Source organism: Adhaeribacter aerolatus, from assembly GCF_007991635.1.
Classification (GTDB): Bacteria; Bacteroidota; Bacteroidia; order Cytophagales; family Hymenobacteraceae; genus Adhaeribacter; species Adhaeribacter aerolatus.
The window spans coordinates 20,138-44,720 of sequence record NZ_BJYS01000018.1; the positions used below are offsets into that span (position 1 = coordinate 20,138).

General features: G+C 45.6%; 17 protein-coding genes. 5 read left to right on the forward strand and 12 right to left on the reverse strand.

Annotated elements, in window-relative coordinates; all coding sequences use genetic code 11:
- Nucleotides 1–43 precede the first annotated feature (43 nt).
- The 8 genes from AAE02nite_RS12610 to AAE02nite_RS12645 form a co-directional block, all read right to left on the reverse strand.
- On the reverse strand, nt 44–721 hold the full coding sequence (locus AAE02nite_RS12610; RefSeq protein ID WP_146898101.1) for a ClpP family protease: 678 nt from the start codon (nt 719–721) through the stop codon (nt 44–46).
- Nucleotides 722–936: 215 nt separating this feature from the next.
- Nucleotides 937–1,158: a hypothetical protein gene (locus AAE02nite_RS12615; RefSeq protein ID WP_146898102.1), complete on the reverse strand. Its 222-nt coding sequence runs from the start codon at nt 1,156–1,158 to the stop codon at nt 937–939.
- A 56-nt stretch (nt 1,159–1,214) separates the two neighbouring features.
- Nucleotides 1,215–1,778, reverse strand: a complete 564-nt coding sequence (locus AAE02nite_RS12620; RefSeq protein ID WP_146898103.1) for an RNA polymerase sigma factor — start codon at nt 1,776–1,778, stop codon at nt 1,215–1,217.
- Between the two features lie 140 nt (nt 1,779–1,918).
- On the reverse strand, nt 1,919–2,740 hold the full coding sequence (locus tag AAE02nite_RS12625; RefSeq protein WP_146898104.1) for a DUF4249 domain-containing protein: 822 nt from the start codon (nt 2,738–2,740) through the stop codon (nt 1,919–1,921).
- The gene (locus tag AAE02nite_RS12630; protein WP_146898105.1) at nt 2,740–4,995 is read right to left on the reverse strand and encodes a TonB-dependent receptor; all 2,256 of its coding nucleotides are present in this window, start codon (nt 4,993–4,995) and stop codon (nt 2,740–2,742) included. Before AAE02nite_RS12630 ends, AAE02nite_RS12625 begins: the two co-directional genes overlap by 1 nt.
- Before the next feature lie 793 nt (nt 4,996–5,788).
- Complete coding sequence (locus AAE02nite_RS12635) at nt 5,789–9,796, reverse strand: chemotaxis protein CheB (RefSeq protein ID WP_146898106.1); 4,008 nt, start codon at nt 9,794–9,796, stop codon at nt 5,789–5,791.
- A gap of 400 nt (nt 9,797–10,196) precedes the next feature.
- On the reverse strand, nt 10,197–10,448 hold the full coding sequence (locus AAE02nite_RS12640; protein WP_146898107.1) for a hypothetical protein: 252 nt from the start codon (nt 10,446–10,448) through the stop codon (nt 10,197–10,199).
- A gap of 647 nt (nt 10,449–11,095) precedes the next feature.
- A complete protein-coding gene (locus AAE02nite_RS12645) occupies nt 11,096–12,157 on the reverse strand; it encodes a chemotaxis protein CheB (protein WP_146898108.1) in 1,062 nt (353 codons plus the stop codon).
- A gap of 327 nt (nt 12,158–12,484) precedes the next feature.
- Between AAE02nite_RS12645 and AAE02nite_RS12650 the strand changes: the two genes are divergently transcribed.
- The 3 genes from AAE02nite_RS12650 to AAE02nite_RS12660 all read left to right on the forward strand — a co-directional run bounded on the left by AAE02nite_RS12650 (nt 12,485) and on the right by AAE02nite_RS12660 (nt 15,314).
- Complete coding sequence (locus tag AAE02nite_RS12650) at nt 12,485–13,528, forward strand: chemotaxis protein CheB (RefSeq protein WP_146898109.1); 1,044 nt, start codon at nt 12,485–12,487, stop codon at nt 13,526–13,528.
- 743 nt (nt 13,529–14,271) lie between these two features.
- Nucleotides 14,272–14,832: a hypothetical protein gene (locus tag AAE02nite_RS12655; RefSeq protein WP_146898110.1), complete on the forward strand. Its 561-nt coding sequence runs from the start codon at nt 14,272–14,274 to the stop codon at nt 14,830–14,832.
- 83 nt (nt 14,833–14,915) lie between these two features.
- The gene (locus AAE02nite_RS12660; RefSeq protein ID WP_146898111.1) at nt 14,916–15,314 is read left to right on the forward strand and encodes a hypothetical protein; all 399 of its coding nucleotides are present in this window, start codon (nt 14,916–14,918) and stop codon (nt 15,312–15,314) included.
- A 357-nt stretch (nt 15,315–15,671) separates the two neighbouring features.
- On the opposite strand, the gene AAE02nite_RS12665 is transcribed toward AAE02nite_RS12660, so the two are convergent.
- From AAE02nite_RS12665 to AAE02nite_RS12675, 3 genes are all read right to left on the reverse strand, one after another.
- Nucleotides 15,672–16,151 carry a hypothetical protein gene (locus AAE02nite_RS12665; protein WP_146898112.1) on the reverse strand — a complete coding sequence of 160 codons (480 nt, stop codon included), beginning with the start codon at nt 16,149–16,151 and terminating at the stop codon, nt 15,672–15,674.
- A 315-nt stretch (nt 16,152–16,466) separates the two neighbouring features.
- Nucleotides 16,467–18,335, reverse strand: coding sequence for a M61 family metallopeptidase (locus AAE02nite_RS12670; protein ID WP_170252594.1), 1,869 nt, complete (start codon nt 18,333–18,335; stop codon nt 16,467–16,469).
- Between the two features lie 307 nt (nt 18,336–18,642).
- On the reverse strand, nt 18,643–21,051 hold the full coding sequence (locus AAE02nite_RS12675) for an ABC transporter permease (protein WP_146898113.1): 2,409 nt from the start codon (nt 21,049–21,051) through the stop codon (nt 18,643–18,645).
- Nucleotides 21,052–21,433: 382 nt separating this feature from the next.
- Here AAE02nite_RS12675 and AAE02nite_RS12680 point away from each other — a divergent pair, with 382 nt between their 5' ends.
- Together AAE02nite_RS12680 and AAE02nite_RS12685 are read left to right on the forward strand one after the other, a co-directional pair.
- A complete protein-coding gene (locus AAE02nite_RS12680; RefSeq protein WP_146898114.1) occupies nt 21,434–22,813 on the forward strand; it encodes a sigma-54-dependent transcriptional regulator in 1,380 nt (459 codons plus the stop codon).
- Nucleotides 22,803–24,164 carry a sensor histidine kinase gene (locus tag AAE02nite_RS12685; protein ID WP_146898115.1) on the forward strand — a complete coding sequence of 454 codons (1,362 nt, stop codon included), beginning with the start codon at nt 22,803–22,805 and terminating at the stop codon, nt 24,162–24,164. The genes AAE02nite_RS12680 and AAE02nite_RS12685 overlap by 11 nt, the downstream gene beginning before the upstream one ends.
- Nucleotides 24,165–24,182: 18 nt before the next feature.
- On the opposite strand, the gene trxA is transcribed toward AAE02nite_RS12685, so the two are convergent.
- Nucleotides 24,183–24,506 (reverse strand): thioredoxin, encoded by a 324-nt coding sequence (gene trxA / locus AAE02nite_RS12690; RefSeq protein ID WP_146898116.1) that lies wholly within the window; start codon nt 24,504–24,506, stop codon nt 24,183–24,185.
- Nucleotides 24,507–24,583 lie beyond the last annotated feature (77 nt).

A 24,583-nucleotide genomic window follows, 5' to 3' on the forward strand; every position in this document is an offset into this window, starting at 1 on the left:
AAAACTCTGGAAGCTTTTTTGTTTTAGCCGGATATCTATCTCCTCATCGCTGCAGAACTTCATCTATCAAACCGTATGCTTTTGCTTCTTCGGCTTTTAGCCAGTAATCGCGGTCAGAGTTGTCGTGTACTTCCTGGTAGCTTTTGCCGCTGTGGTGCGCAATAATTTCGTACAATTCTTTTTTGAGTTTTAATATTTCGCGGGTCGTAATTTCAATATCCGAAGCCTGACCCTGGGCACCTCCTAAAGGCTGGTGAATCATAACCCGGGCGTGGGGCAGGGCCGAACGTTTGTTGGCGGCACCGCCGCACAGCAGCACGGCTCCCATAGAAAGAGCTACTCCGGTACAAATAGTAGCAACATCTGGTTTAATAAACTGCATGGTGTCGTAAATACCTAAGCCGGCGTACACCGAGCCACCCGGACTATTGATGTAAAGCAAAATATCTTTTTTGGGATCGGTGGACTCCAGGAAGAGCAATTGAGCCACAATTATATTAGCAATATTATCGTCAATGGCAGTACCCAGAAAAACAATCCGGTCGGCCATCAGGCGGGAGAAAACATCCACTTCCCGGAAATTAACCGGTCGTTCTTCAATAACCGAGCGGGTCATGTTTTCAACTTGGTTAATGTATTTATCTACGGCCAGTCCATTTTGGTTTAGCCCTTGTACGGCAAAGCGGCGGAATTCATTTTTAGTATAGGCGGAGTTGTACATTCTATTATAAGTTTAAAGTTTAAAAAAAGCATGCTGAAGCCTAGCCAGCCATAAATGACTGGTAATATTTTTTACTAAGAAGCAGGCGTGATATTCTTGAGCGGTTAACCTATATGCAGGGCAGACTTTAATTATTCAGGCGGATTGTATCTGCAATTTGGAAAACAGAAACTAAAGTACCATTCAAAAGTATTCTAGCTAATTCAAAGCCCTATTTACGCAGGAAATAGCCGGGCATGGATAGATTTTAATTCCTGCCGCAGTTGTGCCCGGCCAGCCTCCCGCAAGGACCGGTAGGCTATCTGCTGCAATCCTAATTTTTGTTGCAGGTCCTGATCCCATAGTAATCTTATTTCTATTTCCTGTCGGTTTTCTTCGGGCAAAGCTCCGGCAATAAAGGCTTCCAGGGTTTTAATTTCTTCTAGGGCTGGTCGCATAGGTTTTAATAATTAGCAGCGAAATCAACAATTAAAAATGCTTTGGAAAATTCTCTTTACCGGAAATCATTTATAGTGAATGCCGCTAGTGATTTCCGGAGCCGCTCCAGGCACTTAAACTTTTGCACGGTGGCTGTATGCACGTTGCGGTACTGGTGCTGGGCAGCAATCCGGGGCATAGCTTCACCTAAATAGTAAAAGGCTATTAATATGTCCTGGCATTTTTTACCTAATTGGTTTACAAAAGAAAGTAAAATTACGGTAGGGTTTTCCGGCTCGGTGGCCGGTTCTTCCCACCGGGGTGCTGCTTCGTTTGGTAATTGGTGTTGCCGACGGCGTTTATCCAGTTCCTGACGCCATTTGTTTTTGCAGATACTCATCAGGTAGGTACTAACCGAGGCTGTTAAGGTTAGTTTATTTAGCACCACTTTTTCGTAAAACAAGATAATTGCCTCCTGCAACAGATCCTGCGCATCTTCGGGCGTACCGTTATGCTGCTTTACATAGTGCAGTACCATGGGGTAAGTTTCGGCGTATATTTGGGTTAAAGTTTTCTCCCGGTTGTTAATAAAAGCTTGGCGCCAGTTGGTTGCCTTTACCGGGCATGTTAAAGTCTGCATAGGCTTTTTATGGTTAATCCGGTTTTTAAATGATTATCACCCTGTATACTTAAATATTTTGAAAATATTTACCTGAGTATTATACGTGCCTATAAATAGGGAAAGAGCAGGTTTTATGAAAATGAGCCTACTGAGGCAAATTACTTTAAAATAATCATTTTCTGATCGTAAACGAGGTTAGTGAATACGCCGTAGCCACCTTGTACGGTGGAGATTACTGTGGCGGGTTGGGCGAAAGGGTTGCCATTGGCATCGCGGGCACCTTCCACAGAGTTAAAGAATTCGTAGTAAGGCTTTTCCAGGTGGTATAACGATACAAAAACCGTGTCGTCTTTCTCGAAATCGTAGCCGGTGCCGAACGCAGAAGCCCGGCCATTGCTGATTTGGTCGTCGGCGGTGTAGTCTATTTCGGCCCGGTTGTTCACGCTGTCGCGCTGCACACTAAAAAAATAGTAATTGGCGGTGTTCCCAGGGTCAAAAAATTTAGCCACCAGGAAGGCTTTTTTGCGGTCGTTGTAGGTATATTCAACCGTATCGAGGGGTACTACCGGCAAAACGGTAGTGGTACCGGTAAGTTTACGACCTTGTTTATCGGTAATCTCCAGGCGGTAGGTGTCGCCGGGTTTACCCTGCATTTTGGTTATAGAGGCATGGGTATAATATTTCCGGCTGAATTTGTCGTAAAAAGGAGCGTAACGCAGTGTATCGGGCCGGCCCTGGTAAAAAATAACCACGGTGGCCTCTTTTACCAGCGGAATATCCGGAGCGGCCAGGTAATTGGTGCTTTCGGTTAGGGTCAAGCGATAAGGCTTACCGGGTTCCAGGTAACATTCGGCTACCAGTTGCGGCGCCATCACCGGCAAATCTACCTCAAAATTCTTTTCCATGTTGCAGCCGTAAGGCAGCACCGATAGCGTCAGTAAAGACCAGAAAAGAGAATATTTAGTTAAGCGTATGCGCATTAGAATTTGAAATTATAAGTAACCGACGGAATAACCGGGAATAAAGAAACCTGCCGGCCGCGGAAGCCAATGGTTAATTTATCTGCATCGTCTTTCAGTTGTTCGAAATACACAAAATAAGGGTTCCGGCGGTTGTAAGCATTGTAAACACTAAACGTTAAATCCGATTCGCCGCGCTTCGGGCGCAGTTTATACACCATACCTAAGTCTAAGCGGTGGTAAGCGGCCTGCCGGTAAGCGTTGCGTTCGGTGTAAATAGGTACAAAGCTTTCGTTGTTGCCGGTTTGCCCTTGTAAAATAATGCGGGATACCGGTACCGAAAAAGCGTTGCCAGTGCCGTATACCCAGGTACCGGTTAGGTGGAGGCGGGGGCGGAACTGATGTATGGCTACTACACTAATGTCGTGGCGGCGGTCGTAGCGGTTTGGAAACCAGCGGCCCTCGTTTATTTCGGCAAACTGCCGGTACGTCCAGGAAAGCGTGTAGCCAACCCAGCCGGTGGTGCGGCCTTCTTTTTTCTCCACGTAAATTTCGTTGCCGTAACTGCGGCCTCGCCCGAATAAGAATTCCTGGTCCAGGTTATTGTTTACAAAAAGCTGGGCACCGTTCCGAAAATCTACCTGGTTCTGCATCCGCTTGTAATACACTTCGTTGGATATTAAATATTTGCCTTTACCGGCCAGGTGGCTGATGCCCAAGGCTACCTGCTGCGAACGTTGTGGCCGTACCGTTTTATTAGAAGGATACCAGATATCGGTGGGCAGCGAGGCACCCGAACTGGCTACCAGATGAATATATTGCATCATGCGGGTATAGCTGCCTTTGAGCGAGGTATTCTCAGATAAAGCATAGCGCGCTGAAATGCGGGGTTCCAGACCATTAAAATTACTTTTGCCGTTGGTAAAACCGGAGAACCGCAAACCATAGTTCAGGGTAAAGTTGGGGCTGGGGTTATAATCATCGGCGGCGTACGCGCCGTACTCCACGCCCGTAAAAGTTGAGCCTGAGCTAAACGCAATGGTATTATCTTCGGAGCCGGCTTTTAAGCGTCCCACATCAAACGTGTGTTGAACCGCCTGCACGCCAAATTTAAAAGTATGGGCATTACCGGGCACGTAATCAAAATCCGACTTAAAGCTTAAGTCTTTAATATTGGAGGTTAAATTAAAGCTAAAGCCTTCGAGGCTGTTGGTAATATTATAGCGGTAGCTGGAAGCGGTAAAAGAAGTATTGGCGAATAATTTGGGGTTGAAGATGTGGTTCCAGCGCAAAGTACCGGCCCGGTTACCCCAGTTAAAATCAAAATTAAAACCGCTGTTCCGGAAGCCAATCAGGTCGTCGCCGAGGTAGCCACTCAGGTACAAACGGTCGTTCTGGCCAAGGTCGTAGTTTACTTTAGCGTTCAGATCGTAGAAATAATAACCTGGAATAGGATTGTACGCGGGGTCGTCTTCGTTTACTTTATTTACCAGGTTGGTGAAAACATCGACGTAGGTACGCCGGCCCGAAATAATAAAAGAGCCTTTGTTTTTCTTAATAGGGCCTTCGAGGGTTAGGCGGGAAGCGATTAAGCCCAAACCACCACTGGCCGAAAAGCGTTTGTTGTTGCCCTCTTTTAGCTTTACATCTACCACCGACGATAACCTCCCCCCAAACTGGGCCGGAAAGCCGCCTTTGTATAAATCTACGCTCCTGACGGCATCCGAATTGAATATACTGAAGAAACCAAATAAATGCGAGGCATTGTAAACCGTGGCTTCGTCGAGCAAAAATAAATTCTGATCGGGACCGCCGCCGCGCACGTAAAGCCCCGCACTGCCTTCGCCGCCCGATTGCACCCCGGGTTTGAGTTGCAGGGTTTTTAAAATATCTACCTCGCCAAACAGCGCCGGCAAGAGTTTGGCTTCGCGGGTCGTTAACTGGTCTACGCTCATCTGCGAGGTTTTCAGCTTTTCTTCCAGGCTGCCTGCCTCAATTGATACTTCGCCTAACTCCTGGGTACTGGCCGGCAGCTCAATATTTAGTTTGGTATTTTGGGTAACAGCAACCTCGCGCCGCAGGGTTTGATAACCCACATAGGAATACACCACCGTGTACGTACCGGGCGTTACCGATAAACTATAAAAGCCGTAGGTGTTGGTGCTGGTACCGGTCTGCAAAGCCGGAATTTGTACGGCCACCCCAATCAGGTTTTCGCCACTGTCACCGGCCCGCACAGTACCGCTGATGGTAACTTTACTTTGGGCGAATGCCATATTTAGCGAACTGCTCCCAAGCCAAAGTGCAACCAGGATGACGGGGTAGACGAAATAAACAACTTTTTTAATGGGGGTAGTATGGTAGAATTTGCCGGTAGTCAAAGGAGTTAATATTTGTATCTGAATTATTCAGATAAATAACGCCCGAAGGTACAATATGTTTTGAGGAGTTTTATCAGTCTGTAGCTATACTGGAATATGGAACAGGTTTATTAAAAAATCAATCCACCTTAGTCCCACCTTACCCAAGGAGGGGAGTTTGGCAGGTGCTGAGGCAATTGTGTTTCGGGGAAGGAAGGTAAGTCGCGGTCTATAAGGCTTGCAAATAAAGTTAGATTAGTTTCAGGTTTAATTGTTCCTTTATGAATTGGGAATGATGTTGTATCAGCGCATTTGTTATGATTACCGGCATAGAACAATTTTTGCTTTGCTAATCTGCAGCTGGCAGCGAATATTAAATAATAACATTTAGGACTTTCGCAAAATGGTTTTTTAACATTGTAAATCCTCCCCCTTGCCCCCTCCAGAAAGTCCTGAACATTATTATTCAGGTACTGCGCTTAAAACATGGCGGCCATGTTGTGCCTATCAAAATAGCTGAATCTGGTTTTTGTAATTATAATAGTTCCTTCGGCAATCCCCCTATGGCCTATCCAGTTTAAAAATTATGTATGCGACTTACTAATTGCAACTTTATAAAAGCATTGAATTGTAAGAAAAAGCTGAGAAAAAGAAAAATCCCTACTAGGTGGAGTAAGGATTTTTGCTTTATAAGAATAACTGGTTAACATTAATCATGGTCGGTGGCCGGTAAAGCTCCGAGTGGGCGCCCTTTAATAACTATCTCCACGCTGGTGCCCTGGTTTGGCCGGGAATCAATTTTTAATTTACCGTCGAGCAGCTTTACGCGATTGCGGATACTACTTAAGCCAATACCATTGCTTTTGGTTTTTTCGTCGGTAAAGCCGGTGCCATTGTCCTGTACACGTAAATAAAGCTGTCCTTTTTTATTTTCCAGTTCTATGTGGGCGGCGGTGGCGCCGGCATGCTTCATAATATTATTTAGTAACTCTTGTATAATGCGGTACATCGATATTTCTACCAGGTCGTCGAGTCGTTCTTCCAGGCCGACTAAATCGTAAGTAATTTTCAGAGAGGGACTTTCCACCCGTCGGACCAGTTCCTGCAACGCGGTTTTCAGACCAAAATCGCGAAGCACGGTTGGCGTTAGCTCAAAAGAAATATGGCGGGTAGCAGTTATGGCCTGATCGATTAAATTGTTTACCCGCTCTTTGGCTTCAGCCTGAGAATGGTTGGTGTTATCGAAGTGGTCGAGGTTTAATTTTGCAGCGTACAGCAACTGGCCCAAACCGTTGTGCAGGGCTTCCGAAATACGTTTGCGTTCGGCTTCCTGGGTTTGCAAAATGGTTTTCAGAGTTTGTTTCTGCTGTTGCAGGCGCATCCGCGTTTTGGCTTCTTCAGCATCCTTCTGGTCCTGAATATCGGTAGCGGTGCCAATCCACAAGGTGATGTTACCCTGATCGTCGCGGATAGGCACGGCTTTAATTAAGTGCCAGCAAAACTCGTTCTGCGCTTTCCGGAGAACACGAGCCTGGATATTTAAAATATTGCCGGTGGCCAGCGCTTCCTTGTAAACCCGTAAATATTCGGGTAAATCGTCGGGGTGTATGGCCTGGGTCCAGCCCCAGCCCTGCGATTCTGCTTCAGTTAAGCCGGTATATTCGTACCAGGTTTTGTTAAAACTTTCGTTTTCGCCGGTGGGGTTGTTGGTCCAGGTTACATGGGGTACGGCTTCGAGCAAGGTCCGGAAGCGGTCGGCGCTGGCCTGAATTTCGCGTTGTTGCTGCTTTAACAGATCTTCGTTCGCTTTTCGCTCGGTAATGTCGTGCAGTGCGAGTACAAGGCCGTCGTTAAACTGAACGGCGTGTAAGCTTATCCAGCGGGAAGAGTGCTCGGTAAGTGTTAATAGCAGTTCAATATCCAGCAACTGCCCTTCGTTTACCACGTTTAAATAATTCTGAAATAATTCGTGGTTCAACAGCGCCGGGTATGCTTTGCTTAAAGGTTTACTTAATAAATCTTTCTCCGGTATCCTTAATACTTCCTCGGCTTTATTATTTAGTAAGGTACATTCAAAATCGATAATTATATGCAGGTTGTTGCGAATGGCCCGCAGGGCCAGAATGGCATTCGGCGAACTATCGAGGATGCTGGCCTGCATCAGGTGCATATTTTTTAGTTCATTAATATTAATGAACAAGACAATGGCTCCATTGGGTTGTCGGTCCTGGGTAATGTAGGGCAAAATGCGCAGTAAATACCAGATGCCGTTTTTATCCTGCACTTCGCGCTCAATTACTACCGAGTTTTTAGTGGCTTCCAGAATATCGTTTATTAATTCCGGGTGCTCAATATTGTGCGTAATCTGGAGAATAGACCGGCCAATGTCGCCCTCTATCAGGTTAATTTGCTGCGTAGCGGCCGGCGTAAATTTGCGGATAATGAGCTGGCTGTCTACGTAAATCTGGCCAATATCGGTGCTCCGGAAAAAATTATTCAGGTCATCGTCGAGCTCTACCAGCATTTTTATCTTATACTGGTGCTCGGCATTAATGGTATTTAACTCTTCGTTTAACGATTGCAGTTCTTCGTTGGCGCTTTGGAGTTCTTCGTTCGACGAAAGTAGTTCTTCGTTGGTGCTCTGCAGTTCTTCGTTGGCCGTTTCGAGCTCCTCTACCACACTTTGCAAATCTTCCCGGGTAAGCTGCAGTTCTAATTCCAGCTCGTGTACGCGGGTTTCGAAATGAATTTCCTTCCGGGATAAGTGAGGCTCGCTTAACGTATAGGCATGCTCGGGAATTTCGCTAAACAAAACCAAAATAAAGTTGCCGTATAAGTTTTTATCGCTGAGGTATGGTTTTACAACCACATTCAGGTGGCGCATGGTATCGCCATCGCGAAACGCGAGACCGGTGGCAGTTATTTTTTCTTTGTTTTGTTCGGCTTTGCGCAGCAGGGTGCCCAGGTCCAGGGCCAAATCCTGGGATATCAGTTTTAAAATATTAAAGCTAAGCTGGCGCTCAGGCAGGGTTACATATTTGGTGTAATCGCCGAACCCATGAATAATGTCGTAGTTTTCGTCGAGGTAAATGGCCGCAAACGAATACTCTTCCAGAATAGCATCGTTCAGCATTTCGGTAAGGCGCTGCTGCAATTTCTGGCGCGGGTTAAACTCGCGGGCCCGCATGGGCATGTTTATCTCGGGTTTCCGGAAATTAGTACCGGGACTAATAAAATTATCGAGGCCCAGCGAACCGGAAGGCTCGGTACTCCGGAAAATCTTCCATTTTTTATTAACCTCTTCAAATTTATTTATTTCGCCCAGGCTTTCGCTGGGACCTAAAAATAAATAACCACCTACGTTAAGGGCATAATGCAGCTTGGCCAAAACTTTTTTCTGCAGCGCGGGGCTTAAATATATAAGCATATTGCGGCAGCTTACCAGGTTCATGCGGCTGAAAGGCGGATCGGTAATAATGTTGTGCTGGGCGAAAATAACCATGCGCCGGACGCGGGGGGCTACACGGTATTTGCCGTCTTCCAGTATAAAAAAGTTTTCGCGGCGTTCGGCTGATACTTCGGAAAGCGAACTTTCGGGGTACAGGCCAGTGCCGGCAAAGTCCAGCGCCTCGCGATCAATGTCGGAAGCAAATATTTTAACTTCTACTTCTTTGTTTATTTTATCCAGCAGTTCGCGCACCAGCATGGCAATGGAGTAAGCTTCTTCGCCGGTAGAGCAAGCAGTAACCCAAATGCGTAAGGTGTTGTTAATGGTTAAATCTTCTACCAGCAGCGGCAAAACTTTATTCGCCAATACCTCATAGGCTTCGGCATCGCGGAAAAATTTAGTAACGCCAATCAGAAATTCTTTGCTGAGCGTCTCGGTTTCCTCGGGGTGCAGGTTCAGGTAATCTACATAATCGGGTAGCGAATCGAGGTTACAATGCGCCATGCGGCGGCTAATGCGCCGGATAAGGGTGGGCTGCTTATAATCATTAAAATCGAATCCGGTCCGCTCGCGTACTAATTCCAGGATATGCTGAAAAGAAGGGTCGCCGGAAAACTGCAAAAGCTTCATTTGCCGGGTCAGGGGCGAAACTTTTACAAAATCGAAAATAGCCTCGGGCATCATTTCGGGCGGCAGCACTGCGTCTACCTGTCCGGCATTAATGGCGCTGCGGGGCATTCCATCGAATTTGGCGGTTTCGGGGTCTTGTACCAGCACCAAACCTTTACTCTTTTTAATGGCCTGCACGCCTTCGGTACCATCGGTGCCGGTGCCGGATAATATAATACCAACGGCCTTATGGCCTTTATCCTGCGCCAGCGATTTAAAAAAAGCATCTATGGTGCGCGAACCGCTATTGTCCGGGGCGCGGTCGGAGAGTTGTAAGCTGTTGTTTTTAATAAATAAATATTTGCCAGCCGGTATAATATAAACATGGTTAATTTCTACGGGCTGGTTGTGCTGAGCCTCCTGAAATTTTAATTGTTCGTGCCGGTTTAATATTTCGGTTAGCAGGCTGCGGTGTTCGGGAGCCAGGTGTTGCACAATTACATATGCCACACTATCGCGCGGCACATTACTAAACAAGGCATCCAAAGCCTGTAAGCCACCCGCCGAAGCCCCAATACCTATAACATAAGGATCCTTTCCGCTAGATTTATTTTTATCTGGCGTAGGTTTATTTTCTGATTGATTTTCTGTTTTGCTCATGCACTGACACCTCGGGCCGTTTGGGCTGTTTGGGCTGTTTGGGCTGTTTGGGCTGTTTGGGCTGTTTGGGCTGTTTGTAAATAAGAATAACTACCAAATTACGTAAATCATTCAGCAGAAGAAATATTTTTCGTTTCTTCTTTTATAAATACGTATTTAACAGTCGCGAATTCCTATTTTATTCGGCATTTTATTCGGCGAGGTCAGCTTTAATACCTATTTATTCTAAATAAAAAACCAGCCTAAACTGTTACAGCTTGCACAAACAAACCTGCTAAAGAATATTTGGGTCGGAATTAGCCAAAACTAGCAAAAAACCGCTCTGTTTCGTGGTTCTTGGCTAATTCATGCCTGCCGGTGGCAACAATGCAAATAAGGGGTTGGTTGGGTGGCATGGCCACTATAAATGCTGCTGCCGGTAACCAGTTTGGTAACAGCCGGTTTTGTAAATTAACGTATTTACCCGGGCTATATCCAGTTCTAATAATTTACGGCCGAGTCTTATTTTATACCCGTAATATTTTACTTGCTGGGGTATGGGCATGGCCGGTGTAATAATTTCGTCCAGGTAATGCAAATGGGCCAGCACTTCTTCCCGGGTTAAGTTTTTGGTATCGGTATTCGTAAAGATAATATCTAACAGTCCTGCCATTAGTAAAAGGTAAAGAAAAGCGTTAATAAATCAGGCCGGGTAAAGTTAATGCTAAGTCTGAAAATTTATTATTTCTCAGTCTCTGAATTTCGGCTAAAGGTAATAACTGTAAAATTCGAATATTGTTTTGATTAGCCGTTGTTTTTAAAGAATATTTCTTTCGCATTACTGCCATATCAGGTGTTTTAATTTAAACATCCGGGGTAAGGTAACCATTACTTAATCTGGTTCAGGTTTAATGAAGTGTATCCTGTACCCATTTATTAGGCTCGTATTCAACCGAAAACGAGGGCAAAACTTCCTTATATTGGTACCCACCAGCCAAAAGCTGACGCGATTGGAAGAAAAAAATTCAAAATATTACTTAGCCTAACGGTTATAAGGGAAACACCTGATAAGGTGGCTCGGCCAAATGCGATACTATGTAATGCGGTATTTTTTTTATTGATCCGGCTGAAATAGTAAATAGGCTCACCCGTGCTGCGTGTTTTCACCGGCAAGCACAAAGGGCAGCTAGTGGGTTAATATTTTAAATTATTTTTAATACGTTATTTTAATCTTTGGCCTGATCGCAATAGTGTAAACACCTGAAACAGCAAATAGGAATTGCTCATTTTGGCAGGGCTAACTTAAACTAAAGCGGCTTATTAAACTTTCTTTTTCCGGAACTGAATATCGCTGCTCAGCAACTGGTGCTGAAAGATAGAATTGTGAATAATATGGGCCTGGTTAGCCATATCCGCGGCTTTTTCATAAAATAATTCAGCTGCCTCCTGTTTTTGGATGCCTTCGAACTGTTTGCCTAATTGCTCCAGTAGCATATTCGTTTCTTCGAGCCCCCGCATGGCCTGAAACATGGCACTTTCTACGGCCTCGGTTACTTCGGCCAGCAACGCACTAATGGTATAGGCATGGCCCGTGTGGCACCGGAACCGGATTAAGTTACCTTCTACCAGTTTGGTAAGGGCGCCGTGGCAATCCGGACAGGTAAAAGGGGTTAGTTCGCCTTTTTCGATAATACCCATCTGAAAGGCATTGTCGCGGCGGGCAATGGCCAGTTCAATCTCCAACCGGTCGAGGTCTTCTTTGGTAACCTTGGGTTCGTGGGTAACCGGTTCGGTGGTAAGCCGCGAAAGCAAAGCCGCCAGTGCCGCAATGGGTACCACATGGTCTACTTCTACAAACTCCAGTACATTCGTAGGCATGGCCGGCATGGCTGCATCTTCCGGGTCCTGAATGATGGTGGTGCCGCCCAGCCTTTTTATCGACCACAAACCCGAAGTGCCATCATCGAGGTAACCCGACAGCACCACGCCAATTACCCGCGGGCCATACACGTACGCCGCCGACCGGAACAGCGCATCTACTGAGGGCCGGAACCGGTTTTCTTTGGGTCCTCGCTTTACTAATATTTTTCCGTCTTCCAGCAGCAGGTGAAAATCGGGTGGCGCCACATAAATACACCCAGGATTAAAACCCTGACCATCCTGGGGGTGTACGGCGGGTAATGGTCCTTCCCGGCTTAAAATATAGGGCAGCATGCTTTCGGCGTACGGCGCAACGTGCTGGGCCACAAAAATAGAAGCAGCAAAATCGGGCGGTAAGTCTTTTACAAATTCTACCAGCGCTTTTATACCACCCGCCGAGGAGCCGATAACAATAATATCTTTTTTGACTTCTTTTGAATTAACGGCAGCTTTGGTGGTCATGCGTTTGTTCTATATAAGGGAAGGCAGTTATGTTTTTACGCGGGCTCCGGTGGTAAGTTTGTTTTTCAGCCTAGCCGGAATTTTGGATCCGTCTTCAGCCCGGCTGCCTATTCAGAATAAAATAGCAAACCCGAATATTAAAGGCAAATTGGGTAAGACTATTCTTTTTGGTCAGTTTTCCAGCTAATCGAAGAATCACTTGGGTCAGGCTTGTTCAAACCAGATTAGAACAGGGTTATGTATACAAAAAATTATAAAATATTAAGCGGAATTAATCGGAATGAAAAAATACTCGTAAGCTAAAGTGCTAAGCTATTAAACCTGAAAATGCATATAAGAGGCCATAATATTATTGTAATTGGCACTTCGGCAGGCGGCATGGAAGCCTTGTGCCGGCTAGTAGAGCCATTGCCCGCCGATTTACCAGCCGCTATTTTTGTGGTGCAACACCTGGCGGCTGATTCAAATATTGATTTCCTGGTAAAACGACTGGCGAGTCATACGGTGTTAAGTTGTGTAAAGGCCCAACACAACACCCATATAGAATACAGCGCTATTTATATGGCACCACCGGATCATCATTTACTCATCGATAAAAAACATATTCTGGTAGCCAGAGGTCCCCGTGAAAACCAGTTCCGGCCTTCTATCGATCCCCTTTTCCGGTCGGCGGCGGCCTTCCACGGCGCCCAAACCATTGGGGTAACCTTAACCGGGTTTATGAACGATGGCCTGGTGGGCATGAACGCTATCCAGCGCTGCGGCGGGTTTACCGTAGTACAAGACCCCGCCGATGCCGAATACCCCGATTTGCCCCGTAATATATTACGGCACATGCAAGTAACCCATACCGTGCCCATTGCCCAAATGGGAGAACTATTAACGCAGCTGGTGCACCAACCGTCGCCTGACTCTGTAACGGTGCCACCCGATATTTTATTAGAAGCGCAAATTGCCCAACGCATTATGATAAACAGTGAAAATGCCAATATCGAGGACATGGATAAACTCGGCAAACGGGTGCCCTATACCTGCCCCGAGTGCGGGGGAACGCTTTGGGAATTAACCAAAGAAAAGGATAACGTACAGCGGTTCCGGTGCCATACCGGCCATGCCTACACCGACCAAAGTTTGCTGGCCAATATGAACACGAACCTGGAAGAAACCCTTTATGTGGCCATGCGCACCCTGGAAGAACGCCGCAGCATGCTTACCGGTATGGCCGAGAAGGAATTGGGCAATACCAAGTGGGCCAATATGCAACGCCAACGCGCAGATGAGATGAAAGTACATATTGAACGTATTCGCCGCATCCTGGAGGCTGCCACGATATCGGACCAGGAGCACCAGCACCGCCGGGAAGCAGGTTAATTTTTGTTAACTGCTGATTCTGTTAGGGTAACGGTGGGTCGTTGCAGCGGAACTTTTATAGGCCGAGACTTAAGTTTTGGCTAAAATAAGTATTAGGGCTTGTTTAAATTTTGTTTTTGAGAGCGAAAAGGATTGCTATTGGGTTCTGACGAGACTTATTTTGAGGGGCATAGCAGCGCTACGGCCCGAAAAATAGGCGAAGTCAGGTTCCAATAGCAATCCTTTGCAGCCCAAAGTATAAATTTTAAACATGCTCTAACCAGTTTATTATCTGTACTTTCTGTAAACCACGCTTTTTTTCCTGCCGGAACGCACCTCCATCTTTTCAAAATTTAACGGGGTAAGCCTTTCATTAAAAGGCTTGGTTTGCTGCGTTTGTCTTAGCCCAAATAGCCGCTAATAATATTCTGGTAAAAATCAGGTACAAAATTTGAGAACTAACCGGAGAACACGCAAGCGCCGGGAAAGAAGAATATTTGGTGGCTTAACCAGCAGGAATAAACCGGTAGCAAAAGCCCGGTTAGTTCAAATAATGTATTTTGGGCAGCAGCCCGGGTAATAGCCAAGATATTTATAATAAAATAGGGCTTTTGGCGTAAGTACATTTTAAACCGAAACTATTAGACCGATGCTAATATTTAAAGGTAACCCTCCATAGCGGTTTGCCTTATAACCAACCGGCCATTTATGACTATCGGCCGAATTTTACCTTTATTTGCCCTTTAATTTACCTACAACCCATTATGAAAAAAAATACCGTACTGCTCTTTTTGCTTTTACTTACCAGTTATGCGGCTCTTGCCCAAAAATACCGCACCAATTTGGGTGCGCGCTTAGGTCGTAACGATTTTGGTATTTCGCTGCAACAGAAAATATTTGAAGAAGTTACCCTGGAAGGTATAGCCGGCATTGGTACCCGCGAAGCAGATTTTACTTTATTAGTAGAAAAGCATTTTCCTATAATAGGTAAGGGGTTTAATTACTACGTAGGGGCCGGGGCACACGTGGGCACGTTAAATGAGTACGGTGGCTTCTACGGGGCCGATGTAATTTTGGGTACCGAATTAAAAGTGCCGGTGTTCCCGTTGGTGCTATCCTTAGATATAAAGCCGGCCATTCATGCCAGCCATTCCGATTGGTTTGCGTTTGACGGCGGTTTCACCATCCGCTATATTCTGGTAAAAGAAAAAGTAGAAAAAAAGCGGTTCGGCATTTTTGGCGGCGGCAACCGCGACGATGACCGTAATAACCGGCGGAACCGGAACAAAAAAGAAGAACCAAAACGCCGCATATTCGGGTTTTAAGGCCCAATAAGGAATAACATTCCGGCAGGGTGCACGTTGTATAGGTTTAACCCTGATTTGAACCATTCATAAAATAAAAAAAGATGATGCAGGACGAACGTTCTCTCCAAAGTGTGCTCGATACGCAGCAAAAAAAGTTATCCTTTTTTCAGAACCTGATTTTAGTAGCCGCCGCCGATGGCATTCTGGAAAATGACGAAAGCCAGTTCTTGCTGGACATAGGCGATAAGTTAGGTCTTGCTCCCGAAGATGTTATGCCCATTGCCGATAACCTGGACGTATTAACCTTTATTATTCCGGCCGATGGTATGCAGAAAACCATGGAACTGCAAACCCTGGTGCAAATGATGCTGGAAGACGGGAAAATCCACGACCGCGAATACGCGCTTTGTTTGGAATACTCGCACCGGATTGGTTACGGCAAAGATATTCTGGATGATATGATTAAGCAATTGTCGGGGAGTAAAGCAACTGCCCGGTAAGTAGTTCTGGTATAAATGCCAGGTTGTGGTAGTTATACCCGGCTATAAAAAAATAAAAGCACGCATGAGCGTGCTTTTATTTTAAAGTTGAACACACAAACAAAAAACTATTTATTCTATAATTAAAGCTTAATCTTAATTGGTTAATAACTGCGGGGCTCTCTCCCTGCTTTCGCTACCCCGTTAAAAGGTAAATTTTAATCTCACTATTCTGTTTTATGGCCGCTCCTTAAAGGGTGGCTTTTATTATTTCTGGCGTCTGCTTCCGAACCAGGCCAGTTATCAATAATTTAAAACAGTTAAAAAATGCGTATAATTTGCTCCAAATATTAGGCGTAAAGGTGTTAAATATTTACTTTAGGCTATAAATTCGTAGCTTTTCAGATACAACCGGCCTTCGATGGTCAGCTTTACCAGTAACTTATCGTTCAGTACCTTGGCTTCAATCCAGTTCTGTTTTAGCAGGTAACGGGTAAATTCAACGAGTTGCAACCAGGCTTTAGCCTCCAAACCGGGCAAGTCCGAAATATCATGAAACCGTTGTGGCTCGCAGTTAAGCGTATTCAGAACAATCTGCGTAAGGGTAAACACTTCCTCGGGCGCCACCTGCTGGATACCGATGGTGTTAATAGCCGCATTAAAAATATTCTGCGATTCGTAACGATAATAAGTCCGCAGGTAACCACGTTCGGCCAGTTCCAAACCAATGGCTTCGCTTTGGTGCTGTTCGCCAATCGAATCGAGGTAACCGGTAATATCCCACATGGTGCCGGGTACTTCTTGCTCCTTAATATAAAGCCAGGCCAGGGTTTTGTTTAAAATTTCGGAAGTGTTCATGTATTAGCAGATTTTATTAAGACAAACTTAATACCTTATTAATCTTAATAAAAGGACAGTTTGTGCTGTTTTGTAACATGCTCTTTATGGGGTAATATTTTTAAAATAAGGCTTTAATGTTTGTTGAGTGGTCTTTTTAGAATATTAATTGATTGGAATAATGGATTTAGTAACAAATAAAAATTTTTTATTTTACATAAGATTTTTTTTAAAGTAAATAGAACCATCAAAACGGATTTAAAAAGTGGTAAAAAGAAAAACCGGCTCTCTCCATTTTTTGGCGGAGGAGCCGGTTTTCTTTCTTTATCATCTAAATTAATCTGCCTGGAGCCCGCTGAACAACCAGGCTTGCCGAAGCTGTTTTTGCATTTCGGTAGCGGCCGGGTCCAGACGCAGCAGGTGGGTCGTTTCGACGGAAGTTTGGGTTAGGTTGCCTTTCAACGTAAGGGTTTCGGAATTACCTTTTTTGCTTTTGCGGCTAACAGTTACTTTAAGTTCAGACCCTACGGGAGCGTTGGTAACCTGTTGGGCCACAATTTTAGGCAGATTAGCCGAGGTTACCGCTTCACCGTTTATTTCCAGGATAACATCACCCTCCTGATAACCCATTTTTTTGCCAAAATCATTCATGTTGTCGGTGCCGGAGATTACCACCTGTCCTTCTTTGTTTTGCCCAATTATTATCTGCCCGAAAGTATTTACCATATCGGTGCCTTGCGGAGCGTAAATAATGCCTACGGTATTAAATAGTTCGCTGTAAGGAATTGGCTGCGAGCCTTCTACATGCTTCCGGAAAAACTCCCGGATTTGCGGGTAAGTAAGCTCGGTTATTTTATCGAACAACTCTTCATCTTTGAAAGATCTATTTTTGCCGTAAGTTTTAGCCAGGTCGTTCATGAGGTTGCGGATGCCGTATTTACCGCCCGATAATTCCCGTAACCTGATATCCAAAGCCAGACCGATTAAAGCGCCTTTCTGATACACGTTGCCGTACTGGTTTTCGTGCACATCCAGCGCGCCTTTGCTCAGGACTGTAAACGGCAGGGTGTCGTTATATTTAAGCGAACCAGCTATGTAGCTGCGCAGTTTAATTAAATATTCTTCGGGGCTGATGAGCTTTTGGTTTACCTGCACGTGCGAAGCAAAATATTCGGTAACGCCTTCGTACAGCCACAGGTGTTTCGACATTTTCGGGTTGATGTAGTCAAAATCGCCGATTTCTTCTGAATGAATATTCAGCGGCGTTACAATATGGAAAAACTCATGGGCCGCAATACCCCTGATTTGGTTGGCAATTTGCTGCGAATTAAAAGGCGGTAAATAATACACCGAAGAATAAGAATGTTCTAAAGCGCCGTACGAACCCGTGGTGTTATAAGCATCGTCAACGTAAATCAGAAAGGCGTATTTCTCGACGGGAAGTTTGCCACCCAGGTAATTTTTCTGCGCTTCCAGAATTTCTTTAATATTCTGGGCAATTATATCGGATTGTACATCTTTTTTGGCGGTATAAACCGATACCAATACTTCGGCGCCGCCAATGTGCATCATGGCTGTATCGGGTACATTGTACATCAGCGGGGCATCTACCACCTCCATATACGAATCGATGCGGTAAGTATCGGCGGTAGGGGTGGTTTTAACAGCTTTTAAAGGGGTGGAGCCGTAAAACTGCTGCGGTTTAATAATGGTTAGCTCGTAAGGCACCCGTTTCATGCCGTCGAAATAGCCAATAAAACCGTGCGTGTTGAGCAAAAAGTTTTTGTTTTCCTCGATGTTGGTGCCAGCCGGTTCAAATACCAGATCTTCTTTTTTGGTATTGTCAAAAGTATCGCTGGCCCAGTAGGTAATCTGGTCTAAATCTTTGGCTTTACCTATTTTCCAGCGGTTCTCGTCCAGTTGGGTTACCGGCAAGGTCCGGCCTTTTTTATCAGTGGCTTTAAAGTCAGAAATAAATTTTCCGAAGTTATAAACCGAGTAGGTGCCCGGTACCATTTTGGGCATGTTATAGATTATTTCGGATTCCTTTATTTCGGGCGCTTTCAAAGTAACCTGTATCCGGTCGTTTTGTACCCGAGTCAGGTTCAGGGTAAACTGGTATTCCTTGTTTTTAATTAATTCATCCGAAGCGAACGTAATTTGCCGCAGGCTTAAAACCAGCAGCAACAGCCATAGTTTTCTCATATAAATATTAAAGTAAATTCTCTATAAATGGTTTAAAGTAAAACAGAATATTAGAAGTTAGGTTTTGGACCAGAAATACTTAAATCAAGCCAAAGCCAATGATTTTTAAACCCGAAGCAGCTAGATGTAACATTCCCTTGTAAACGTAATTGCAGCCGCCTAAACTAATTTAATACGGCTCTCTATGGCGCGGAAGTTACTTCCGTGCCTTCCCGAGTAACCAAGCACGGAAGTAACTTCCGCGCTGGAAAAGGGTACTAAACCAAAGCTGCAATAGTAGTCCGGAAAGCTAGTCAAAAATAGACGATTATTCAGAACGTAAAGCTTTAATCGGGTTGGCGGTGGCGGCTTTGGCGGCTTGCAAACTAACGGTTAGCATGGCAATGACCATGGCAAATACACCGGCGATTAAAAAAGTCCAAAGGCTGAGTGGCGTGCGGTAAGCAAAATCCTGGAGCCAGCGGTGCATGCCGTACCAGGCAATGGGCGTAGCGAGCGCAATGGAAATAATTACCAGCAAGGCAAAATCCCGGGACAACAGCATCATAATATCAGCCACCGAACTGCCCAGTACTTTCCGGATCCCGATTTCGCGGGTACGCTGCTCAGCCGTAAACGAAGTAAGCCCAAATAAACCGAGGCAGGCAATAATAATGGTGAGGGCGGCAAAATACCCGAAAATCGTCAGCATTTTGTCTTCGGTGCGGTATTGCTGGTTAAAATATTCATCCAGGAAAAAATATTCAATCGGGTGGTTGGGATCGAATGCTTTCCATTTTTCCTGCACAAACCGGAGCGTAGCCGGCAGGTTAGTTGTATTTACCCGCACCAGCAAATAGCCCGGCGACGTGGGTGCCAGGGCAATAATTAAGGGATCGATGGTAGTGTGCAGCGAGGTATAATGAAAATCGTTCACCACGCCAATTACCTTGGCATCCCAGTCCGAAAAAAGTATTCTTTTGCCGATAGGACTATCCTGCCAGCCCATTTTTCTGACCATGGCCTGATTGACTAAAACGCCTCCTTTTAAATCGGTAGGTGTTTCGCGGGAAAAATTACGGCCTTCTAAAACCGAAATACCCAATAAATCTAAAAAGTCGTAATCGCCGGCCAGCACAAAAGAAGTTCTTTCTTCCTGCTTGCCGTCTTTTTCGATTAAAGTTATCAAATCGCTAATGGTACCACCCGGAATATTGGCCGCATTGGCTACTTTTGCCACGGCCGGATTATTTAATAACTCCTGTTTCAGGTGGGGCAGTTTCCGGATTAAAGTAGTATCGCCGACGGGAATATCAATTACAAACACCTGCTCTTTTTTAAAACCCAGGTTGGCATTTTTGATAAACTGCATCTGGCTGTACACAACCAAAGTGCCAATAATTAATATCAGGGAAATGGTAAACTGCAGCACCACCAGAAATTTCCGGAGTAATGCATTGCTGCCCTGGGGGCTTTTATCGGATTTGAGTACTTCGGCGGGCTTAAAACCCGAAAGAAAAAAGGCCGGGTAACTGCCGGCTACCAAACCCACAAACACCACAATCCCCAGCAGCACCAGGCCAGATGAACCTTCGGTAAAATAAGTGTAGGAGAAATTTTTGTTTGTAAGCGTGTTAAAGGGCGGCAGCAATATTTCTACCAGCGCCAGCGCCAGCAGCACCGCAAACAAAGTTATCAGGATAGATTCGCCGATGAACTGCCGGACAATCTGGGACCGGTAAGCGCCTACTACTTTGCGTAAACCCACCTCGCGGGCACGTTTGGCCGAGCGGGCCGTAGCCAGATTCATGTAATTAATGCAGGCAATCAGCAGTAAAAATATTGCTACAAAGCTGAAAATATACACGTAAGCTTTTTGGCCGTAAGTGGCGGTCTGGTCTTTCCATTCGGGGTTCAGGTGAATATCGCGGATGGGTTGCAGGTAAAAAGTCTGGCTGGCGGTAAGTTCGTTTTCTTTTATCCAGGGGTTAATGGTGTTGCGGCTTAAATCGAATAATTGCTGCTGCAGCGCTGGTATTTGATTTTTATCTTTTAGCAACACGTAAGTATACCAGTTCAGCGCCAGCCAGTTGGTAATAGAGGTGGGCGCATTAATTTCGGTGGAACCTTTACCCAACGTAATGGCCGATAAAAAGCCTTCGGGCTGCAAATGCGAGTGCTGCGGATTAGCCACTACCCCCGTAACGAGGTGCTCATTTTTACTGAATTGCAACATTTGCCCCATAGCAGCCGCCGTACTACCGAAAAGTTTAATAGCTAAGTCTTCGGTTAAAACAATGGTTTTGGGTGCTTTTAAAGCCGTTTCGGGGTTGCCCAGCAAAAAGGGGTAATCGAAAACTTTAAAAAAGTTACTGTCAGCAAAAAATAAGTTTTCTTGGTTAAAGGCCTTACCGGCCACCCACAGCGTTTGTTTGCCAATCGGCAATATTTTGGTAACCGTTTCGGCTGCCGGATAATTATCCCCAATGGTTTGGGCCAGTTTAAAAGGGGTATAGGCAAATTTATCGAGATTTTCCTGCATCCGGATGCTGCTCACCACCCGCACAATCCGGTCGGCCTGGCTAAAATGCCGCTCGTAGGTTAGTTCGTCCTGCACAAACAAAAAGATCAGGATACAAGCCGAAATACCCGTGGCCAGTCCCAGAATATTAATAGCCGAATAAATTTTATTCCGGCGCAAATTACGCCAGGCAATTTTAAAGTAGTTTTTTAGCATAGTTTGGTCAGGTTTAGGATCTGTATGGGCTTAACAGCTGTTCGCCGGCAAATGGCCAACCCAAGAAGGGTGCCATAATTAGAAATTCTTATTAGCTTAAAGGTATACCGGGTTTAGTGCCTATTCAGCTTAAACTTTCGTCTGTTATCGGGCATTAGGTGTCTGAAATCGTACACCAAAATAAAGTTAAAAATAAGTTCGGCCGCGCTGATTAAGCTGTAAGTTGGTTAACTGGGATTTTTACGGGTTGGCACAAGACTTGTAAATTTGCCGCGGGTAACCGCTATTTGCTTAACTTTTTTGAAACTGTTATTATTGTTAGGTCAGATTTCGGAAAACTAAAGCCGGAAATAAATTCCCTTTTGCTTGCAGCCTCACATACATGAGTAATAAAATTGATTGCCGTATTCTGATTGTAGACGACGAAGAAGATATCCTAACGGCGGGCCGGATATTTCTGAAACAGCATTTTACCTTTGTCCGGACCGAGCCTAATCCGAATAAAATACCGTACCACCTGCAAAACGACAGCTACGATGTAATTATGCTGGACATGAATTACACGGCAGGGGCTACCAACTCCAAAGAGGGTTTTGCCTGGCTTTCCCGGATTCTGGAGATTGACCCGGCGGCTATCGTTATTTTAATTACTGCCTACGGCGATGTAGAACTGGCCGTGCGGGCCTTAAAAGAAGGCGCTACTGATTTTGTGCTGAAGCCCTGGCAGAACGAAAAATTACTGGCTACGCTTACGGCGGCTTGCCGTCTCCGCAAATCTACCCAGGAAGTTAAAAACCTGGTAGACCGGCAACGCGGCTTGAACCAGGCCATGAACGCGCATTACAGCGATTTTATTGGTACATCGGCGCCCATGCAAAAGGTTTACCAAACCATTGAGAAAGTAGGCGCTACCGATGCCAACGTGTTAATATTAGGCGAAAACGGTACCGGCAAAGAGTTAGCGGCCCGCGCGCTGCACCGGAAATCCCGGCGCGTGGACGAAGCGTTCGTGAGCGTAGATCTGGGAGCGGTGAGCGAAACCCTGTTCGAAAGTGAATTATTCGGCCACGCCAAAGGCGCTTTTACCGATGCCAAAGACGACCGCGCCGGCCGTTTTGAAGTGGCTTCGGGGGGCACGTTGTTTCTGGATGAGATAGGTAACTTGAGTCTGGCGTTACAATCAAAATTACTAACGGCGCTGCAAAGCCGGCAAATAACCCGTCTGGGTACGAATAAGCCTAAAAATATTGACATCCGGCTGGTTTGTGCCACCAACATGCCGCTGTACGAAATGGTAAGTCAGGGTCGGTTCCGGCAGGATTTATTATACCGCATTAATACAGTAGAACTGCATTTGCCGCCTCTGCGCGAACGCAAAGAAGATATTCCGTTATTGGCCGAGCATTTCCTGAACCTGTACAACCGCAAGTACCAGAAAAGCAATTTAGGATTAGAAAAGGCCACGCTTAAAAAATTAACGGAGTACCACTGGCCCGGCAATATCCGGGAACTGGACCACGCCATTGAGCGAGCGGTTATTTTAAGCGACCAGGCAACTTTGCGGCCCACCGATTTTGATTTTATGCAACCCACGCCGGCAGCGCCAATTGCCCTGGCCGAAGATTTAACGCTTGAGACGCTGGAGCGCATGATGGTACAAAAAATGTTGAGTAAACACGCCGGCAATATTACCCACGCCGCCCGCGAATTGGGCATTACCCGCACGGCTTTGTACCGTCGCATCGAAAAATATGGTTTATAATCGCTTTCGCCTCCGCGTGTTGCTGCGGTTTATGCTGCTGATAGCGGTAACCGGTGTTTTTTTATACGTACTCCTGTACCAACACTGGTATATCACGGCATTCTGTTTGTTGCTGGTAATGCTGGGCCTACTGCTGGATTTATTTAGTTACCTCGAAAAAACTAACCGCGAGTTAATCCGGTTTTTCACGGCCATCCGCTACGAAGATTTTACCCAGCGCTTTCCCACCGAACCAAAAACCGGTTCTTTTGCCGATTTATCTGCCGAATTAAACAATACCATTGCGGCTTTTCAGCGCATTAAAGCCGACAAAGAAGCGAACCATTTGTACCTGCAAAACCTGGTGGCGCACCTGCGCATTGGCATTATTACTTTTAACGAAAGCGGCGAAGTAAACCTGATGAACCAGGCAGCCAAAGATTTGCTCCGGGTACCGCATCTCACCAGCATTCAGGCCCTGCAACGAATAAGCTCCGAACTGGTAGAGGCCATGCAAACGCTGGAAAACGAGGAAAGCCGACTGGTGGTAATAAACCATTTTGAAGAGCAATTGCTGCTGACAGTTAAGGCCAGTACGTTCCGGCTGCAGGGGCAAGCGCTTAAAATTATTTCGCTGCAGAATATCCGTTCCGAAATGGAGGAAAAAGAGCTGGATGCCTGGCAGAAACTCATTCGGGTTTTATCGCACGAAATTATGAATTCCATTACCCCGGTTATTTCGCTGACCAACAGCATTGGTACGCTGGTAGAGGCCGAACTGGTAAATCGGGAAGACCACGAAGCACCCGACGAAGAAGTTATTCAGGATATTCGTACCGGGCTGCAAACCATTGAAAAACGCAGCGAGGGTTTACTGCACTTTGTAGAAAAATACCGCAAACTTACCCGCATTCCGAAGCCCCGTCTTCAACCGCTCGATTTAACCGAATTATTAAAAGGTATTCAGCAGTTGCTGCAACGCGAGTTTCAGGAGGGTGGGGTACAATTGCAGGTACGACTGCCAAGCACCCCGTTGCCACTAAGTGCCGATGCTGATATGATAGAGCAGGTAGTTATAAACCTGTTGAAAAATGCCTTGGAAGCCTGCCAGGAAAGTCCCAATCCGCAGGTAGAAATAAAAGCTTACGCCGATGTTCAGGAAAACAACCGGTTGAAAGTAGAAATTAAAGACAATGGCAAAGGAATTCCAGAAGATATTCTGGACCAGATATTCGTGCCGTTTTATACCACCAAGCGCCATGGTTCCGGCATTGGCTTAAGTTTATCTAGGCAAATTATGCGGCTGCACAAAGGCAGTTTGCGGGTAACCCACACCTCACCCGGACAGACTATTTTTACCTTGGTTTTTTAAATAGCTAAAAACAGTTTGCTACGATGTATCATTTCTGGCGGTGTATTGCCGCAGTACCTGGTTAAGCTGGTGCGCTGGTACTACGCCCGATTGCCGCCAAAGTACTTTACCTCCCTGGAAAAGCATCAGGGTAGGAATACCCTGCACCCGGAATTGCTGGGCTACTGCCTGGTTTTTATCAACATCAATTTTAATCACTTTTACTTTACCCGCATTTTCGCTGGCCACTTGCTGTATTATAGGGCTCATGGTTTTGCACGGGCCGCACCAATCGGCGTAAAAGTCTACCAACACGGGCATACCCGGGCTATTTATCAGTTCTGAAAATGATTTCTTCGGCATCTTTTCCGCTCCTTTAATTTTAACTTAAAACCATAAAGAAGTACGGATTAATATATTGGTGTGTTTTGATTTGAATT